The following is a 15,745-nucleotide window of genomic DNA, read 5'->3' as shown; positions in this document are numbered from 1 at the left end:
TCGACGCATTCGGCCACCGCAATTGCGTCACCGGACACTCTCGCCCCGCCACAACAACTACAATCCCCAATTTGTAATCCAATGCCCTCAACAACCGCCGAAACCACTCATCTTGATACCAAAAAGTTGCGCCTTGAGAATTGCGTTTTTCATCCCACATTTTCTCGTGAGTATCGAACAGCATCACGAGGCGATCGGGTTTATTTTTGCCAGCCATTGCCGCATTCAAATCCCCAGCAAACAATTTCGGCAAACAGTCGGTTAACTCAGTATCAATATCTAGACGGCGAATTTCCTCCGCCTTTTCATCGCTGACGCCCAAGCGATTTTGAATTAATTTCGTCGCCCGCTTGATGCCGCCCAATTTATCTATCCCTTTGAGCACCGCCACCGCTTGCGCCACCACCGGAAAATCTGCAAAAGTTTCAATTATAGGTACCACCAATTCCGCCACATCATCGGGGAAAAGTTGGTTGAGAGTTGCCTGTGATTCGCCTTTGTTCAGCAAATACCAAAAGCAAGCAAAGTCATAATTGGGAAATTTAAATTTATATTTTTTAGTGCCTGCTGCAATATTGCGCCGCAGCATCAGCAAGCCGTAAAATCTATCTTGCGGTTTATCTTCTTTAATCGGTATCAATCCGAAATCGTGCCTGACTGCGGGGATGGGAGTGTAGGTTTTAGCTGCTGCATAGCGGACGAAATTAGCAACTTCGGCGGCTTGCGAGTCAGGGAGTTCGCGCCATTTTTGCCACACCTCCGGTGCAAATCTTTTGCAGCAGTGAAACTCCAAGTGTTTTAGCAGCAATGACTTGCCGTTGCCTCCATCCCCGAAAAAATACAAAATTTGTTCTGGAGGCGGGTCTTCGTTTAAATAAAAGGCAAATCGGCGGGTAAATTCGTATCTGTCGGTGAAGAGTTGGAGTTTGCGATCGTCCCCGATTGATTCGCTTTCAAAATCTTCGTCGTCAATTGGCATAAGTGTGCGGGTGAGGTGTTAATTTAATTATAAGCAAAAATTAGATTGAATCGGCGATTGAAATCGCTTCTTGTCAAACAAAGTACGCCTTCGCGGACTAAGAGATAAAGGAAGTATTTAACCCGGATTTAGCATAAATCTTCAGTCTTCATAGCGAAGACTTTAACTTTGAGGCAGGGGTTTAAACTCCTGCCCGATCGCAACGATCGTGTGCTGGGAGTGGCCGAAAGTTTGACTATTAAGCGGTTTCAACCGCCGAAGAAACTGCAACAAATGGTGACAGAGAAATAGAGCTGTGTTAGAACAGCTATCGATCGACCACCCAAGCTATCTTAGAAAAGACGCTAGCGAAAGCACAGTCATGGCACCTCCCACTAATCCAAATCCGGCGGATTCATCTGCAAAACAGTCTCTAGAGGCTGGGCTAGCAGCTTTGAAACAGCAGGATTACCCCACCGCGATCGCCCTTTTAGAATCCGTTACCCAAACCGCCGCCAATCAGTCGTCGGGAATCCGCGCGCAGATGGGGTTAGTGGCTGCGTACAAAGCAACCGGTAATCGGAAAAAGGCGATCGCCCTGTGCTCTTCCCTCGCCAAAAGTCCCAACTCTCAAGTCAAAACTTGGGCCGATCGCGCTTTAACAGAATTAACCCCCCCTCGCCCCTCAAAACCACCGGCAAATAAACCAAAATCCCCAGAAACTCCCCCCGAAACAGGCTTTGTCGCCTTTGATGCCGGAACAAAATCGCCGAAAAAATCGATTGGGGGCGATGGCTTACGCCCCGCTTCGCTACGACCGACCGCAGATAAAAAAACAGGATTTTTACCTTTAGAGCCGACTGCAGCGCCTGGAAACGCCAAATCGCAACCGATTTCCCCGCCACCTCCATCCCCCACAAGCCCGACTTCTGAACTGGAAAACTCGACCGAAACTGCACCGGATACCGCAGAAATTAGCGGCGAAAATAGTTCCGGTTCCCCAACAGATATCCCCGGAGTCGCCAGCCCAGATACTTACCAACTCACTTGGCGCGAAGCAGGGCGCGCGAAAAGCCCGCGCCCCCTCAAACCGCTGAAGTTGCTGGAGTTTCGGCTGCAAGCCGTTGCAAGTGCGATCGCCCTATTTTTCCTAGCCCGGTTTATCCTGCAATTCCTGCTGACAAACACTAATTCTCTGTTGGTTCAGCTTTACATATTCAGTAGACTGCCTATTTTCGCGCCGATTCAGCTTTTTTACCGCGATCCAACTCCGTTTGTTCAGATGGTTTTTGGATTGCTTTTGGCCTCGTCTCCCTGGCTGATAGACGCGCTGCTGAAACTGTTTTGCGGCATCGAAACTCTGCGCGGGTCAGTTTTATCGAAGCACAGCAAGGAAGCTAGTCGGGTACTGCGAAGTTATTGTACCAAGCAAAATATGCCGGTGCCGGTGCTGAAACTCTTGCCGCTGAATGTTCCTGTAGCTTTCAGTTACGGCTGTTTGCCCCGTTTTGCTCGGATTGCTGTGAGTCGCGGGCTGTTGGAACAGTTGACGGATGATGAAATTGCCACTATTTTCGCCCGGGAGTTGGGCCATATCTCTCACTGGGATTTTGCGCCGATGTCGCTGGCGCTGCTGGTGATTCAGATTCCTTACCTGATTTATTGGCAGGTGGCGCACTGGCAAGAGCGGTTGTGTGATTTAATGACGATCGAGTTTTTGCGTTCTGCTGTCAAATTTGTGGCCGCTGCAATTTCTGCTATTAGTTACGGGATTTATAAGTTGTTGCGCTGGCCGATGTTGTGGCTGTCGCGCCGCCGAGTATATTTTAGCGATCGCACTGTTGCGGAAATTACGGGTAATCCTAACGGTTTGACGCGGGCATTGTCTAAAATTGCGATCGGCATTGCTGATAATATCGAGCAGCAAAAACAAACTAGCTTTTTCCTGGAAAGTTTCGATCTATTGTTACCTGTAGGCGTTGGACAAGCTGTAACCCTTGGTTCTGCTGCATTACACGCGCCGCTAGAACAGATTTTGCTGTGGGATGTCAGCAATCGCGAACGCAATTGGTTGACGGTTAACCGCGCGCATCCTTTGCTGGGAGAGCGTTTGAAGCTGTTGGCTCTTTATGCTCAATTCTGGAAGCTAGAGACAGAGTTAGATTTGGCAAACGCGGGAGTGCAAGAACAACCCCGCAAAGGAAAATTATCTCTGTTTAAGTCAATACTCGAATTTAAAGATTCAAAACTATTTTTACAGGGTGCGCCGTTTTTTGGAATTCCGATGAGTTTGGCGATAGTCGGGGTGCTTTGGCTGATTGGGGGGATTTTTTCGAGGACGAGTATTTGGCAGTTGGATTGGCTTTGGGGCGATCGATCGATTCTTTGGGGCTGTTTGCCGATCGGATTTAGCATCGGTACTTTGATGCGGATCAATTATTTCTTCCCGGACATTACACCGCGAGAAACCGCTTCGCCGAGTTTGCCGGAAATTTTGTCAAATCCCGATAGTTTGCCGCTGGATGCTGAACCGGTGCGGCTGGAAGGGCAACTTTTGGGTCGATCGGGTATGAGTAATTGGCTGGGACAAGATTTGATTTTGCAAACGGCGACAGGGTTGGTGAGGTTGCACTATGTTTCGAGGTTTGGCTACATTGGCTCTTTGTGGCCATTTTTGTTCAAAGAGACGACTCGCCCCAGCGATTTGATCGGAACATCTGTTGTGGCGACTGGTTGGCTGCGCCGGGGTGCTACTGTGGCGATCGACCTTGAAAGTCTCCGCAGTCAAGGAGGGAAAGTCAGTGACAGCGGACATCCGATTTGGTCGGCGATTTTGGCTTTTGCTGCTGCTTTTTGGGGCGCATACATCATTATCCAGGGCCCTAGGTGAGGAATAACGATCGGATTGTGGCGTGAGTCGCCAACAACGCGCATCCTCGTTCGGTTTTGAGTTAAACAGGGGATTGGCGATCGGATTCTGAAGTTGCTCCCTACGCACCCTACAGTCTATCCCTTACATCCGTTAAATCCGTTACATCCGTTACAAAATCTGTTGCCGAACTTGCCTCTTCCTTCGTAAAGAAAAGTTGCTTTTTTGCCAGCAGCCTGTTACATTAGTTTACAGGAATTAAATTGAACGAAACAGCGCGATAACTTCAGTTGGCTAAAATCCCTTAAGGCATTGCGTAAAAATTGTCAACATCCCAACACAGCAAGTACAGCCAGCCGCTTGTCGGCTGTTTTTTTTCGACCGCTATTTTTGCTGGGCGGGATGAATTCTCAAAAGTGATTCAGATGTGGTTTCCGTTAAATTCAGACTGAAATCTTCCTAAATAACTAGCTCTGTTACCAAGGCTGTGATACCTTTAAAGAATGCTCGGACTCTGCCGGGCCTGATTTAAGGGATAGCGGGTAAGTGAGTAGTTCTCAGCATTAGGAGCGACATTAGGAGCGAGGTAAGATTACTGGCTGAAAAAATGTTAGCCATTTTATCCATCACTGTATTAAACTGAATACTGGCATTCCGATCGCTTGCAATTGACATCCTTGGACATAAATTTCTAGACGGCGCTGGCTATAAACATTCTGAATCAAAACCGGAAGCAAGTAATACAGAATAGCCAATAGCCTAAACATTTGAGTGATGACTAAAAGTTTACACAACAACCTGAGATTTAAAAGCTCTCTGCATCGGCGGTTAAGTTCCGGCCTTATCAGAGTAAATCATCTTTTTGTTCTAAAAGGTGGGGGGAGCTGTCAAGGTTGGTGGGAGGAATGCGCCAATTCTCGGGTTATGTGCTGTTTGTCTGAAGTCAATATTCAGTTGACTTCAGGTGATTCTGTTCGAGCAAATTAATTAAAATCCAAGTCGGGAGGAATTTTTCATGTCTATTCGTCTTTATGTTGGCAATCTACCGAAGGAACTCGATCGCCAAGAATTGCAAGAAGTTTTTGCGCCGGAGGGCGAATCTGTTACCACCAAGGTAATTACAGACCGCAAAACTGGAAAATGCAGAGGATTCGGTTTTGTGACGGTGCTAACCGACGAACAAGCCGACCAAGTTATTGAGAAATACAACGGCTTGATGTTCAAAGAAAACCCGCTGAAAATAGAGAAGGCATTGCCGCGCTCTAAGGGTAAATCAGAGAAGGGCGAAGACGATCAGCAGCAGTCGCCGCAGTCACCGCAATTGGTGTCGGCGTCTGCGTCTGTGCCTATGCCTGTACCTGCGCCGCAGCAACAGCAGCGCTCGGCTCCCCCTACCCAAGGTGGAGGCGGTTCCAGCAAAAGCAATCGTCGTCGGGGTGACAACAACAAGTCTCGCCGCAATCAGTCAGCAGCAACGGTGTCGAGCGCTGATTCCGGCTCAGTGCAGCCAGATCCGCGCTGGGCGAGTGCTCTGGAAGAACTCAAGCAAAGATTGGTGGAAGCTCAGACTACTAATTAGTCGCAAATGGCGGCTAATTGCTGCTGCCTCTCGACTGTGGTTGACTGAATGTATCTGGAAGTGCGATCGAGAATCGGTCAAAAAAGCCTGTTGTCGATCGCACAATTTTATTGTAAAAACCTCTAAGGATCGTGAATTAAATAATTTGCATAAGCCTGTGGGATGGGCGTCTCGCCCGTCCTTTATAGACGGGCGAGACGCCCATCCCACAAGAATAATCACGCATTGCAGGTTATTTAATTCTTATTTCTAATATCTAGCGCAGTGCGGTAAAATAACCACGATCGCGCAAGTAGTGAGGATTTAATTCCTCCCTATAAAAATTTTGATTTTGGTCGATCGACCGGACACGATGTAATATCGTGAGAATGGTTGGCAAAAAAACCCGGTTTCTGTGAAAATATAGAGTTGAGCAGCGAAACATCTAGAAAGAAACCAGGTTTTTAGCCCGTCTAAACAAGTCATCTTTATTCGATAGGCCCGAATTCGATTGTCTCAATAAACTCAAAAATCTTGTTCATAATTCCCTCAACTTCAGACTCCAGGGAACCCAACTCATTCCCCTCCTGATAAATTCGCTGACAGCTTACCGTGTAGCAAAAATCGTCAGCAATAAAAGCCATAAGTCCCCGGTAAGCATCCAACCGAGTCAGAGGGCCATCGTTTTTCTGCACGCTGATAGTTGCACCCCCAGGCAAATCTAAAACCACGAAATAAGCTTCTTCATCTTCTAAATATTCTGCGTGGAGTAACTTAGAATTGGGAACATTAGCAAGAATTGCCTGAGAAACAAAATTGTCGAGAAAAGACTTGAGATAAGCTTCCTCGCCAACCGACTCGATTGTTTCTTCAACTTCACCAGCAACAGGGAAATAATCAATTTTCAGCAAAACCCCAAAGTCGTCTGAAAATGCGACACAGCTTTCTTGCTCATCAATTTTACCACCTCGTTCCTCGTCAACTGGAATGGGAACGCTAAAATTGCCTTCCGGAGATACATACCATGCCCCATCGAAATCAGACTCTTCGCCCTCTACTTCGGAGTAAGCACCAATTACATCCTCAATAATTTCTGCAGCTTCCTCCTCTTCCACACCTAATGCTTGCTGGAATTCTTGGAGAAAAGCCTCGTGCTTCTGGGATATTTCGCCATCTGCGACAAACATTGCTGCGGTTATTGCAAAAGTATCCAAAACTAACTCATCTGGCATAGATTCCCAAGCAGTATTAAATAATGCTCCTAAACCGTCTTGGGCGACAATACCGTCGAATCTTTGAAACATTGCGGACATATCATCTTCCGAGTATTCAGCAAAGATTTCTGATTCCCAAAGTATGCTTTCTAAGATATCAGCATCCGTGTCAGGGGAATTTGCCTCTGCTGCCACAAATGCTACCGCTGCTACGGATTCTTCTAAAGTCAAGCTTGCTTCGGATTGGTCTTCTGAATTGAATATTTTATCAAACTTGGCCACAGGTTTTGCCCCGCTAGTGTTTAGTTTTGCTATTCATAGCAAATTTATGACATAAAAAGATAGTCGTCAGGGATACATTTAGTTTTTGCAAAATCCCACCAGTCAATGTGGGGTGCGTCTAGCCTTACACCTGACCACTGGTGAATATCCAATCTCCAATTAATTTACCAAGGACTGCCAATTATTGTGAATCCGGCCCAAAACTTTGGGTGAGAGAACTCTGCATTTGCTACTTGTGTAGCTTGAGTAAGGTCGATCGCGCCTTGAGTTCCCCACAATTGACCGTTTTTAACTAAAATTTGTTTGTGGATCATTGCCAGTTGAGCTTCTCTGAGCGCTTCAGCTTTAATTGGCTGCGATCGCAAATTGCCATAAAACTGCGTCATCAGCGCTAAAGTGGCGACATCCTTAAGGCTGTAAGGTCGATCGCCCTTAAATCCTATCGTCCTGGACGCATCCAAACCAAAAAAAACCGGTTTTTTGCGGTTTTTGCTGTTACTCAGCCCAATAACACGACTCCCGCGCCCGCAAATCTCAGCTTACAACCGTCAACAGCAGCGACTAATACAGGTAGTTTGACAGTAAATTCTGCCCATACTATCCCCGACGATATCTTGCTAAATAGCGGTTCAATTCCAATGATGAAAAGCTTTAGTCGAATTGAGGATGACATTCTCATCTACGACTCTAACAGCTTGTTAACATCTTTAACCAGAGCTCAAACTCAGCCAATTCTGCCTTTGCAAGCCGCGAGTTTGAGTGGCGCGATCGCTCCTACTGCTAATACTTTTACTAAGGACAGCGGCCTCTTAATTACTCCTACTGCAAGTCCCAGAAACCACTAGCAAATAGCGATCTAACTGGCATTTCTAGCGTGAAGTAATTGTAGGTTTGGTTGAGGGCGATCGAATACATTAAAAACCCGGTTTCTTGAAGAAACCGGGTTTTTGCAGTTGTTGCGGTTTGTAATACCAAATCCGGGTTAGCTATTGTCGCAATCCATGGTATGGTGCGTCGCTCGTTCTAACGTTGCTGTTCAGAGGCTGCCAATAACCTTTCGTGCCTAACCCCATGACGTTGATTCGGTCGGGTGCAAGCGAGTTGTTATGCGGTGGAACTAGCAGGCTTTATGCCTTTGTTTTTAGTAGGGAAGCAATTTCAATCATTAATTTTCGGCGCTCTGGCTGCATATAATCAAGATTTGCTGACCAGTTCAAAATATTGATAATTTCTGCTGATTTACTGGGAGCAAATTGATTCTTTGTTACCACTCTTCTTAGCGCCAATAAAGCAGCGTATTGAGTGTAGGGCATCTCCATAATACCAACTGCTCTAGAAACTAACAAATTTATATAATCAGTTGATGTGTTCCACTCAACGTGCTTGTAAGCAGACAAACGCTCTCCCCCCTTCTGGCTATTTAGTCTTTCATGAACAGGAAAATTTATAACTTTAGGAATTAAAGTCCACATTGTTGAGGAAATTTCGTGCATTAATTTTGTGCGGTTACGTCCAGAGGGCATTTCATCTCTAACCCTATCGTAATAGCCAGCCAATTGATCTATCCGCTTCAATGCTTCCGTTGAATCTATATCGTTCGCAGGATCGACTAAAGCTATGGCCTCTCGATAGCGTCCCTCAAGCTGCTGCAGCGTTTCCTGAGATGTTAGATTTATAGCCCCAATATCGGATATTTTTTCTTCGTATTTTTCTGATGCTTCTTGAACACCATATTTTAGTTTTATTCTCAGTAGATTAGTCTCAATTTCCTCAATGCCTTGTTCGCGTAACCAATTTAAAGAACCTTGCACTTGCGGAATTTGAGAAAGAAACCAAGGAAGTAAAATAGGAATCCAAAAAAGAAAGAGAAGAAGTAAAGTTACCGATGTAACCTTTAATTCAACTGAAAAACTCCAAATGTTGCTGTTAACTTTATCCGATTTAAGAGAAATACTGAGTACGCTTAATATGATTAAGATAATGATAGTAATCGAGTATTTTTTTCTCAAAGAAGAGGAAAGACCCGAATTGATACTCAATCGCTCATCTTGATTAATCTTTCGATGATAATTTCTATTCATACAATACCACACCACACTTTGCGCTAGCGGTTTAACTTTGAACAATCTGAAGGCCTTCTACTCTACCTTAACTCAACCAATAAACCACCCCGATCGCCCTGTCGGTGAGAAAAAGTGACCTGATGTTGTAGAGACTTGTAAATGGTAAATTGTCGAGCTATAGGAAAGAGCGATCGCATTTGCAACCTTGACGACAGCTACAACTTATCGATCGTAGCAAGAAAGTCAGCGTTACAGTTGCGTGTCTATTTGTCACAATCCCAGAAATCACTTGCAGACACGCTCATGACACCACCAAATGAGACAGCAACGTTAGATCCAATGCGAATAAAAAGTCGAGCGTTTGGGTGCTTCTTGCTAAGGTTACGAGATGCTTGCAATCCAGTTTTATCGACTTCATAATCACCTGTTTCAATGTCGATGATGACCATCTTGCCGATGTTCTCTTCCACCTCGACCTTTTGGGGGATGTTGCTTTCGTACAATTGCTTTGCACGTCGTGCAACTTCTTCCCGGCTTAAAAGAATTACCTGCATATATTGACTCCCGATCGCTACGCTTTTCTGTGACTCCTTCTATGATAGCCCACGGACAAGCAGGGTGAACATTGCGGTTAATTCAGTAAATTTGTTTTATTTTCCCAAAAGCAACTCTAACCCATAATAAGATGTAACGGAAAAACCTATTACTCTTGTGACGATAAAAAAGAAAAACCGATGACTGAATATCAATTAACGCCCGCAAAGTACCACCACGTACAAGTAGTTGTTTCCCTAAACCGCGTTCATTTAGAAAACTATAAAACTCCTGATGCAGCATTAACAAATACTGCTAGAACGTTGCAGTCCACACCCAAGGTAAAAAACCCGGTTTCTTTCGTCGGAGTGCGTAAGTCCTGTACTGAATTAATCGCAAATGTAACGTCTTGTTACAAGTTACTTGACACCAGGAACTAAATCTATATCATGGCTGACTATAATTGGGTAAAAAATAAATTTGTAGGGGAAATTCCATGCAAAAACTAACTAGAATTTTATTCACTACAGCTTTAACTCTAAGTATCTTGTGTTCTCCCACAGCAGCTTTCGCCAAAGCAAAAATTCAGATCGCCATCCTTTTAGATTCTAGTAATAGCATGGATGGATTGATTGACCAGACTCGTACTCAACTTTGGCAAGTTGTTAATTTTTTAACTAAAGTAACCAAAGAAGGCCAAGTGCCAGAGTTAGAGGTTGCCCTCTACCATTATGGTAATGACACTTTACCTTCTTCGGAAGGTTTTGTGAGATTATTAACTGGATTTACTCCTGAATTAGATTTAGTTTCCGAAAAGCTATTTAGTATCAAAACCAACGGCGGTCAAGAATATGCTGGCTGGGTAATTCGTTCGGCAATGCAAGAATTAAACTGGAGTAAAAATCAGGAAGATTTTCGCGTGATTTTTATTGCGGGTAATGAACCCTTCGATCAAGGCCCAATAGTTTGGAATCAATCTGTCAATCTCGCTGTCAAAGGCGATACTCTCGTTAATACAATCTACTGTGGTTCAGCCGAAAGTCAGGAGCGACAACTTTGGGCATCAGGAGCAGAGTTAGCAAAAGGCAGTAGCTTCAACATTAATCAAAACCAACAAATTGTGGTAATTAAGTCCCCTTACGACGACGAAATTTCTACTTGGAATACTAAACTCAATCAAACCTACATTCCCTACGGTAAAGAAGGAAGAATAGGACAACAACGTCAAGCAGTTGAAGATAGTAATGCTGGCAGCAATAGGGTTTTGCGTAGTGCGTCCAAAGCTTCTGAATACTATGATAATGCTTCTTGGGACTTGCTGGATGCTCTGGAAAACGGAACAGTTAAACTAGAGGCAATATCCGATGATAATTTACCAGAAATCATGCGAGGGATGACGCTAACAGAAAAAAGAGCATATGTAGCTGGAAAGAAAACAGAAAGAGAGGCGATTAAAAAGACCATCCGCGACTTATCTCAAAAGCGTGCAGCATATATTGAACAACAGCGCCAATCTAGTACCAATAGTGGGGAAAATACTCTTGATCGCGTAATTATTCAAAGTCTCCGTCAGCAATTAGCCGCTAAAGGATTCAAGCTTAATTAAAAGAACGCAGACGAAATTTCATCTGCGTTCATCTGTGTTTATCTGCTAATATCTGCGGTCAAAAAAACGCCCAATCCCACTACTTCGCAGCAGGTAAAGACAACTGAGGCGAAGTTTTAGCATAGCTTCCATTCACAGGAATCGCATCCGGTTCCTGCGAAAGCAAAAACTCACGAATTACCCTAGCAACTGCTCTTTGAGCTAAACCGCCGACTACTTTTTGGCCCATGTTCTGCACTTCCGGTTTCACCAACAACTGCGGAAGTAGCTGCAATACTTTCATCGTGTCAAAACCGGGAGTTGATTGCAAAATATCCCAAATCCGCTTGATGTGTTCTAAGTTTTTTTGTTCAGTTGGTGAAACCACAGGTTGATTTGCCTTGACTCCAAACCATTCGCCGACGACTGCTTTGGCGTTAGCAAAAGCATTGCTCGAAAGTGTGTCGAGACTTTTGACTAATTCCAGGACAATACGATCGCGAATGAAATCTCCTCTTTCGGAAAATAAATATTCTAAAGCTTGGTTCAAGATTTTGCTGACATCGTAATCGTCGCTCTCGCGGGCATTGTTGAGCAAGTTTTCTAAGCGGTTCCAGCGGAATTCGCCTTGTTTGAACAGCAAATCTTGCAGGGATGCTCTCAATTCCGGTGCGGGGTCGCTCAACAGCCGTTTTGCAACGTAAGGATAGGCTTTGCTCAACACTTTGAATTCGGGGTCAACGTTAATGGCAATCCCTTCTAACGTGACGAGCGATCGAATAATCAAAGCGTAGTAAGCTGGAACTCGGAAAGGATATTCGTACATCACCGCCGAAAGTTCGTCAGTAATGCTTTTGAAATTTAGTTCAGCAACGCTAGCACCCAAAGCATTGTTAAATACGCCCGCCAAAGCTGGAATAATTGGCGTTAAATCGGTGTCTGGCGTTAAAAATTCCAACTTCACGTAATCTTTTGCTAAACCTTCAAAGTCGCGGTTCACCAAATGCACCACAGCTTCCAACAAGCCATATCGCTGATAAGGTTTAACTTCGCTCATCATCCCGAAATCGAGATAAGCTAATTGACCGTCAGGAGTTGCCAAAAGATTGCCGGGATGCGGGTCAGCGTGAAAGAAACCGTGTTCTAGGAGCTGTCTGAGAGAACACTGCACCCCCACTTCAATTAAGTAAGGAGCATCGATTCCTTGAGCTTTAACGGCTTCTAAATTCGTAAGTTTGATGCCGGTGATCCACTCCATTGTTAAGACGCGGCGGCGGGTATATTCCCAGTAGATGCTGGGAACATAAATGTCTTTGATGTGGCCGTAGAGTTTGGCAAAGCGTTCGGCATTTTGACCTTCGTGGGTGTAGTCCATTTCTTCGTAAATGCGCTCGCCCAACTCGTCCATAATGCTTGCGAGGTCACTGCGAATTACTTTGAAGTTGTTTTGTGCCCAAACTGCAACGCGCCGCAGGATGTAGATATCTAAGCCGATGTTTTCGGCTAAACCCGGTCGCTGGACTTTGATTGCGACTGTTTCCCCGGTTTTGAGTTTGCCTTTGTAGACTTGTCCGAGAGATGCTGCTGCGATCGGATCGGGGCTGATTTCTGCGTAGATGTCGTTGGGGTGGGCGCCCAATTCTTCTTGGATGAATTGATACGCTACTTCGTTCGGAAATGCTGGCAATTGGTCTTGCAGCGTTGTTAGTTCTTCTAAATATACTGGCGGTACTAAGTCGGGCCGTGTTGAGAGTGCTTGTCCGATTTTGATGAAAGCTGGGCCGAGTTGGGCCAGAATTTCTCGCAGTCGGACGGCGCGACGCTTTTGGTTGGTGGCGGTACGACCTGTTTTGCTGTCGAACCACACACTGAAGGCAAAGCTAAAAAATGTCCAAACAACGCTCGACAGCCTTCCCCAGACTTGTAGAGGTCGATTTCGGTACAGGGCTGCGATCGCAACTGGATCGTACCGAACAACATCTCCGGCCAACTCGAAAGCTATGTCTCTGGCTGATTTGAGCCGATCGTCCGTTACGACATCCGTCTCTAGTGATACTGGTACTGCTTGCAGGGGAGTTGTATTTGCATCTTGGAGATTGCCGAGTACAGCCTGAGTCCCTGAATTTACATAAGTTTGCGGGGAGGCTGGCGATACTGTCTTGACATTCATAAATCAGACCTAGTGTGAAGCATTGTAAATATATTGTAACAATTTAAGGAAGAAGACCCTTCTTCCTTCTTATATACTTACTCGCTGCTGGATCTTCTGAGTCGATCGCGAATGCCTGACAATTGCGATTGGCTGCTGACGGGCGATCGAGGTTGGGGCATTTCGGTATCGGGCCAGTTCGGTAAGTCGTGACAGGGACAGAACTCCGGGGGCATTCCGGTTTTTTTGAATACTACGGGCATAGCGCAGCGCGCGCAGGGACTGATTTCCCAAGCTGGTGTCAGCAGTTGGGCAATTGTTTCGTTTGTGCCTTCGAGGTAACAGTCTCCGCTGTCGCGGGAGATAATTTTTTGCCAGCACTCTTCAAATTCCTGGCTGTAGCGATCGCCCGCATTTACCGATTTGGGCAGCAGCGCTTCGGAACCATTGCGAATTAATACTTTTTTGCCTAACTGAAACCAGTAAGCAATATATTTTCTTACTTCACGATCTGATGCCATAACTTTTAGTCAACCCTTCAACTAATTGATTATTTTAGACTTTTAATTTGAAATTAGCACTCTTTCTTAAGAGACATTTTATCTTTTACATAATTTCAAAATTTGGCTATTCCTCATGTTAAATTGTTGGGCTGTTCCCTCTAGGGAGTATGTTTTTTGACTAATTTATGTGAGTCTTGACTTTTCAATCTTAGTTAAAATTATACCTAATTTTCAGTTAAAATTGTCCGTCGGGAAACCGAGATGTTTTCTCTCTTGTCGATCGCGACTCCGGCTGTTAATTTTTCGCTACGGGCGGCAGCGGGGTACCCAGAGCCCTGAGATCCAAGGCGTAACCTCCGGTGGCGAGATAAACATTATTGGCGATCGCCCCGATGTGGCGCACGAGAGTGCCGAGGCGATCGCGAAACAGCCGCCCCGCCGGATAAGCAGGCACAACGCCCCATCCGGTTTCTTCCCCTACCAAAATTACATCAGCCGCCGCCGACTTCAAACTAGCTAGCAAATCTTGCTGCGTAGTAGCCCAAACAGCAGCTTCTTGTTCCAAAAGATTTGCCGTCCAAGTTCCCAGGGAATCAATCAACAAGCAATCTGAGGGCTTGCTGGCCCGCACAACGGCCGATAATTCGATCGGCACTTCTAGAGTTGCCCAATCAACTGGACGGCGATTTCGGTGCCCATCGAGGCGACGAAGCCACTCCAAATCCGTTTCATCAACGCGACTGGTAGCCACATAGATTATTTGTTTGCCCGAACCCGCCGCCAGAGTTTCGGCCCATTCACTTTTGCCACTTCGGGCAGGCCCAGTTACTAAGATTAATTGTCTAGATGTGGTTGGTTCTGAGTTAGTCATTAGTTATTAGTCAGCAGTCATTAGTCAGATACAAATGATTAAACACAATTACCAATTACCAATTACCAATTACCCATTATCATTTAAACTGCCAACTACCAAATGCTTTTTAAGCGATAATAGCATTGATGAGACAATATCAGAGTAAGTCGATCGAGAACCCCCGTATTTCCCAAGCTGTTATTTATGCCAGATCGTCCTCAGATATCAGCGATTATTTGCACCCACAATCGCGCCGCCTATTTAGGTGGGGCGATCGACAGCTTGCTGGTACAGGATTTTCCCGACAACTTTGAAGTAGTAGTAGTGGATAACGCTTCTACCGATTATGCAAGCCCCGAAAGTTCCACTTCGCGCACCCGCGAGGTGGTAGAAGCAAGACAGGGCGATCGGCGCCTCAAGTACGTCTGGGAACCCGAAATCGGTCTGTCAGTAGCCCGGAACACAGGCGCTAAGCAAGCTAGCAGCGAAATATTGGCTTATCTCGACGACGACGCTATTGCTGAGCCGAATTGGCTCAGGGTGCTGCAGGCGGCTTATCAAAGCAATCAAAAACTCGCCGTAGCTGGTGGCAAAGTCAATTTGCTCTGGCCTTCTGGAGTCAGCCCGCCCCCATGGCTGTCACCGGGATTAGCCCAGAACTTGGGAGCATACGATTTAGGCGATACTTGCCTGTACGTCACTGCTGCCGGTTTGACTCCCAGGGGAGTAAACTACTCAATCCGGCGCGCTTTTCTCGAACAAATTGGCGGCTTCGATGTCAAACTCGGTAGAGTCGGCAAAAAGTTGCTGTCAAATGAAGAGTTGCGAACCACAGAATTAGCTTTAGAGTTAGGTTGGCAAGTAGTTTATCTACCGGAGGCCCTAGTGCTTCACCATGTCGCTGCAGGAAGGCTCAACAAAGCTTGGTTTCTAGAGCGCGGGTGGTGGCAAGGCGTCAGCGAGTGTTATCGCGAACAATTGTCGGATCGAGACGGTATTGCTCAGCTTGGGCGAGGGGGTGAAAGAATCTTGAGGGGTATCTGGAAGTCTTTTAAATATATTAGAGATCCGGCGCTGCGCTTTGAAAATTTCGTTTTTGCCTGGGGTCAAATCGGTTATTTGAGCGCAGCCATCCACGGCCTGATTTTTGCACCGAAATCGACCACTAGGTATTAGG

The 15,745-nt window shown here is 45.7% G+C and carries 14 protein-coding genes and 1 pseudogene; 7 read left to right on the top strand and 8 right to left on the bottom strand.

Annotated features, from left to right (window positions below; genetic code table 11):
- Nucleotides 1-979: pseudogene (locus QUA45_RS17065) on the bottom strand (hypothetical protein); the annotation flags it as partial.
- 168 nt (nucleotides 980-1,147) lie between these two features.
- On the opposite strand from QUA45_RS17065, the gene QUA45_RS17060 reads away from it, so the two are divergent.
- The 3 genes from QUA45_RS17060 to QUA45_RS17050 all read left to right on the top strand — a co-directional run bounded on the left by QUA45_RS17060 (nucleotide 1,148) and on the right by QUA45_RS17050 (nucleotide 5,406).
- Nucleotides 1,148-1,270, top strand: coding sequence for a hypothetical protein (locus QUA45_RS17060; RefSeq protein WP_333094546.1), 123 nt, complete (start codon nucleotides 1,148-1,150; stop codon nucleotides 1,268-1,270).
- 4 nt (nucleotides 1,271-1,274) lie between these two features.
- Nucleotides 1,275-3,848, top strand: a complete 2,574-nt coding sequence (locus tag QUA45_RS17055; RefSeq protein WP_333221656.1) for a M48 family metalloprotease — start codon at nucleotides 1,275-1,277, stop codon at nucleotides 3,846-3,848.
- Between the two features lie 994 nt (nucleotides 3,849-4,842).
- Nucleotides 4,843-5,406, top strand: coding sequence for an RNA-binding protein (locus tag QUA45_RS17050; RefSeq protein ID WP_333094544.1), 564 nt, complete (start codon nucleotides 4,843-4,845; stop codon nucleotides 5,404-5,406).
- 467 nt (nucleotides 5,407-5,873) lie between these two features.
- Here the strand turns inward: QUA45_RS17050 and QUA45_RS17045 are convergent, their stop codons facing one another.
- Both QUA45_RS17045 and QUA45_RS17040 read right to left on the bottom strand, forming a co-directional pair.
- Entirely contained in the window at nucleotides 5,874-6,881 is a 1,008-nt protein-coding gene (locus QUA45_RS17045; RefSeq protein ID WP_333221654.1) for a tellurite resistance TerB family protein, read from the bottom strand.
- Between the two features lie 164 nt (nucleotides 6,882-7,045).
- Nucleotides 7,046-7,342 carry a CHAT domain-containing protein gene (locus QUA45_RS17040; RefSeq protein ID WP_333221653.1) on the bottom strand — a complete coding sequence of 99 codons (297 nt, stop codon included), beginning with the start codon at nucleotides 7,340-7,342 and terminating at the stop codon, nucleotides 7,046-7,048.
- 114 nt (nucleotides 7,343-7,456) lie between these two features.
- Here QUA45_RS17040 and QUA45_RS17035 point away from each other — a divergent pair, with 114 nt between their 5' ends.
- Nucleotides 7,457-7,726 carry a hypothetical protein gene (locus tag QUA45_RS17035; protein WP_333221651.1) on the top strand — a complete coding sequence of 90 codons (270 nt, stop codon included), beginning with the start codon at nucleotides 7,457-7,459 and terminating at the stop codon, nucleotides 7,724-7,726.
- 282 nt (nucleotides 7,727-8,008) lie between these two features.
- Here the strand turns inward: QUA45_RS17035 and QUA45_RS17030 are convergent, their stop codons facing one another.
- Both QUA45_RS17030 and QUA45_RS17025 read right to left on the bottom strand, forming a co-directional pair.
- Nucleotides 8,009-8,962, bottom strand: a complete 954-nt coding sequence (locus QUA45_RS17030) for a hypothetical protein (RefSeq protein ID WP_333094539.1) — start codon at nucleotides 8,960-8,962, stop codon at nucleotides 8,009-8,011.
- A 245-nt stretch (nucleotides 8,963-9,207) separates the two neighbouring features.
- A complete protein-coding gene (locus tag QUA45_RS17025) occupies nucleotides 9,208-9,498 on the bottom strand; it encodes a hypothetical protein (protein ID WP_333094538.1) in 291 nt (96 codons plus the stop codon).
- 180 nt (nucleotides 9,499-9,678) lie between these two features.
- Here QUA45_RS17025 and QUA45_RS17020 point away from each other — a divergent pair, with 180 nt between their 5' ends.
- Both QUA45_RS17020 and QUA45_RS17015 read left to right on the top strand, forming a co-directional pair.
- Nucleotides 9,679-9,918, top strand: coding sequence for a hypothetical protein (locus QUA45_RS17020; protein WP_333094537.1), 240 nt, complete (start codon nucleotides 9,679-9,681; stop codon nucleotides 9,916-9,918).
- A 56-nt stretch (nucleotides 9,919-9,974) separates the two neighbouring features.
- Nucleotides 9,975-11,084 carry a hypothetical protein gene (locus QUA45_RS17015; protein ID WP_333221649.1) on the top strand — a complete coding sequence of 370 codons (1,110 nt, stop codon included), beginning with the start codon at nucleotides 9,975-9,977 and terminating at the stop codon, nucleotides 11,082-11,084.
- 79 nt (nucleotides 11,085-11,163) lie between these two features.
- Here the strand turns inward: QUA45_RS17015 and QUA45_RS17010 are convergent, their stop codons facing one another.
- The 3 genes from QUA45_RS17010 to cobU all read right to left on the bottom strand — a co-directional run bounded on the left by QUA45_RS17010 (nucleotide 11,164) and on the right by cobU (nucleotide 14,586).
- Entirely contained in the window at nucleotides 11,164-13,233 is a 2,070-nt protein-coding gene (locus QUA45_RS17010) for an AarF/ABC1/UbiB kinase family protein (protein ID WP_333221647.1), read from the bottom strand.
- A 77-nt stretch (nucleotides 13,234-13,310) separates the two neighbouring features.
- Nucleotides 13,311-13,733, bottom strand: a complete 423-nt coding sequence (locus tag QUA45_RS17005; protein ID WP_333221645.1) for a hypothetical protein — start codon at nucleotides 13,731-13,733, stop codon at nucleotides 13,311-13,313.
- 277 nt (nucleotides 13,734-14,010) lie between these two features.
- Nucleotides 14,011-14,586: a bifunctional adenosylcobinamide kinase/adenosylcobinamide-phosphate guanylyltransferase gene (gene cobU / locus QUA45_RS17000; RefSeq protein WP_333094529.1), complete on the bottom strand. Its 576-nt coding sequence runs from the start codon at nucleotides 14,584-14,586 to the stop codon at nucleotides 14,011-14,013.
- Nucleotides 14,587-14,772: 186 nt separating this feature from the next.
- Here cobU and QUA45_RS16995 point away from each other — a divergent pair, with 186 nt between their 5' ends.
- Nucleotides 14,773-15,744: a glycosyltransferase family 2 protein gene (locus tag QUA45_RS16995; protein WP_333221643.1), complete on the top strand. Its 972-nt coding sequence runs from the start codon at nucleotides 14,773-14,775 to the stop codon at nucleotides 15,742-15,744.
- Nucleotide 15,745: the final 1 nt, after the last annotated feature.

Source organism: Microcoleus sp. Pol12A5 (assembly GCF_036701435.1).
Taxonomy (GTDB): Bacteria; Cyanobacteriota; Cyanobacteriia; order Cyanobacteriales; family Microcoleaceae; genus Microcoleus.
This window is presented reverse-complemented; position numbering and strand designations above follow the sequence as displayed.

Excerpts from the sequence above, each read along its gene's own strand:
- QUA45_RS17030 (WP_333094539.1), bottom strand. The coding sequence starts at position 8,962 with ATGAATAGAAATTATCATCGAAAGATTAATCAAGATGAGCGATTGAGT.
- QUA45_RS17025 (WP_333094538.1), bottom strand. The coding sequence starts at position 9,498 with ATGCAGGTAATTCTTTTAAGCCGGGAAGAAGTTGCACGACGTGCAAAG.
- cobU (WP_333094529.1), bottom strand. The coding sequence starts at position 14,586 with ATGACTAACTCAGAACCAACCACATCTAGACAATTAATCTTAGTAACT.
- QUA45_RS17050 (WP_333094544.1), top strand. The coding sequence starts at position 4,843 with ATGTCTATTCGTCTTTATGTTGGCAATCTACCGAAGGAACTCGATCGC.
- QUA45_RS17020 (WP_333094537.1), top strand. The coding sequence starts at position 9,679 with ATGACTGAATATCAATTAACGCCCGCAAAGTACCACCACGTACAAGTA.
- QUA45_RS17015 (WP_333221649.1), top strand. The coding sequence starts at position 9,975 with ATGCAAAAACTAACTAGAATTTTATTCACTACAGCTTTAACTCTAAGT.
- QUA45_RS16995 (WP_333221643.1), top strand. The coding sequence starts at position 14,773 with ATGCCAGATCGTCCTCAGATATCAGCGATTATTTGCACCCACAATCGC.
- QUA45_RS17010 (WP_333221647.1), bottom strand. The coding sequence starts at position 13,233 with ATGAATGTCAAGACAGTATCGCCAGCCTCCCCGCAAACTTATGTAAAT.
- QUA45_RS17005 (WP_333221645.1), bottom strand. The coding sequence starts at position 13,733 with ATGGCATCAGATCGTGAAGTAAGAAAATATATTGCTTACTGGTTTCAG.